Origin of the sequence: Paenibacillus sp. E194 (assembly GCF_000935845.1) — a bacterium.
Classification (GTDB): Bacteria; Bacillota; Bacilli; order Paenibacillales; family Paenibacillaceae; genus Paenibacillus_B; species Paenibacillus_B alvei_B.
Genome location: NZ_JMDX01000436.1, coordinates 1 through 2427 on the forward strand (window position 1 = coordinate 1; position 2427 = coordinate 2427).

1 pseudogene is annotated in these 2427 nt (G+C 42.1%); it reads right to left on the minus strand.

The features are described 5' to 3' along the window. Window positions 1-2385, minus strand: a pseudogene (locus AZ66_RS28600) (polymorphic toxin-type HINT domain-containing protein); the annotation flags it as partial. Between the last annotated feature and the right edge of the window lie 42 nt (window positions 2386-2427).

The window sequence follows — 2427 nt, forward strand, 5'->3', positions numbered from 1 at the left end:
ACCGCAGTTACACGATTCGAAATCATCATACGTATAGGTGATGGCCTGTCCTTTGCCATCCACAAATTGATACAGTATACCAGTCTGAGGAATATATCTGGCTTGTCTCGTCAACTCTCCAGACACACCATCCGCATCCGTCACCGTTACCGATTGCTTATTCGGAAACATATAGTTATGGATTTCATTGAACTCCTGCCGAATGACGGTATCTTTCGCGTTATCGCCTTTGATTTGAATCGTCGTCGGATTGCCATGCACGTCGCGCTCATAGCGAACTTGATTCAATAACCGCCCCTGATCGTCTTGCAATGTTACCTGTTGAAGTCCTCCACGCTCGGCTTCATATTCATAGCGGGCAACCAGATTGGTCTGAGGTCCAACCGGCGTTATCATTTTCGTTAGCTTCTGAGCACTGGCTTGCGGAATATACTCATATTCATAGCGACTGGTTACGTTTAGAGGATTAGTCTCCTCTGTCACATTTCCGTACTCATCGTAGTTGTATCTTGTCGTCTTCGTAGATGATCCCGAAGCTCCGTAACTGGTTTCATGAATGCGAACTGGCTTGGAATGTCTTTTTTCCCTATCTCCATCTTTATTATATTCGTAGGTGACAGTCTTGCGATCATTACTTCCCTTTGCTATCGATTCGCTTTTATTATGATAAAGAATCGGCGGATCCGGCGGGAACGTATAGTGAGCCCCGGAATTTAGATCTTCATACCTCTCTCTATAACTAACAGAATAGTTATTCTTCGTGAGGGTACGGCCATCATCAACGTTAACCTCATAGGTGATATTTCCGAATACTTTTCCTAAATCTTCTGGAAACGCGATAGTTTGCCGATCTGCTACGACCGTGGCTCCGTTATTGGTGCTGTACAGCAATTTGCGTTCATTATACTGTACTTGGTATTCTTGAGCGTAGAAACCTACCTTGTGAAAGACTACGGAAGTTTCGAACTTCGTCTGTGCCTTGGTTGGATGCTCAATCATCCCCAACGTAGCCCAATCATTTTTCCCCCAATAGAGCATTCGATTCGTGAAATCCGTAAAAACATCATATCCTGGAAGGATATTAAAAAATAGATCCGAACGAATATCGTAATAATAAGTCGTTTTTCGCCCTACCGGATCGATAACCTCTTTTAAAACATACTGTTCTTCATTGTTTAAGGTAATTTTTTTCTTTACATACTTAACGACTTGTTCCTTTGTTTGATTCGTTGCAGGATCTGTATATGACAACGATGCCTGTACATTATCACCACGGTCTTGGATGAAGAGGACATTGAATTTTTGCTTATCTTTTCCCTCTTTAGTTGAAGCAAGAACCATATGCAGTTCCTTATAACTATAGTAAAAATTAAGGGAATTATCATATTCATCCTGAATTTGAAGAAGAAGCCCGTCTTCATCAAAAAGGTATTCTATTCCCTGTTTATAATCTGCAAGAACATATCTGGCCCCTCTTGGCTCTCCATAACGTGGGCCAAAGCTTAAATCCCTAAAGGGATAACCAACAATATCGTAGCCATCTAAAGCAAATGTTCCACGCTGCGGAAGGTATAAATATTGTTGGCCATCGGATAGTTTCAGATAAGGGATATCCCACATCCACCCTTTACCTAGTGGCGAACGATCATCTTCCTCTAGCTTGCGGGTAGACTGTTTATAAGTCCTTTCATTGAAATAAATATCATCTTTGCCGCGCGAACTATCGTACACACGACGCAATTCGAAGTCTAAACCATTCGGTCCAGGAAGAATGAGATCAGTTTGCTCTACATGCAGAGAACCATCAACTGTCGAGATATTCTCACCAACGCTCCCGACTGAATACGGTGCTTGATCGAACTTCAACTCTCTTTGCTTTAATGCAAAGCTATCATAGCTAGAAGACGATGACAGGGATCGCTTGGAGCGAAATTTAGGAATTGCATATACGGAATCCGTTACGCTCGTTTCATTCGCTTTTTCGTCATTGTTCACTTCCGGCAAATGATCATATACGCTTGTCGTTACCGTAGGCTGTTGTTCTGCAATATGCTGTGCAACATGAGGATACAAGCCGTTTATATATTGCTCGTACGAGCCTCCGCGCTGCTTCTCCAACAGCCCCTCATAGATATGGTGCAGCAGGTATCCTTTCGTTACTTCACCGTAAACCCAGTCACCATCAACTTGAAATTTTTCAGCTACTGAGGAAACTGTAATGATATCTTGCGGATCTAGATCCTTAGGCTGTTGGCTGTATACTGCATCCGTAACTGAAAGATTAGACAGCTCACTATCGGATGACATCACTTCTTGTGCAGAAGTAAGTGGTATGCTCGTAAACGCTAAAATAATTGTTAAAATTAGTGATATGTATTTCTTCACGCTTCTTCTCCTCTTCAATTAAGTATTTTGCTTTTATGTATG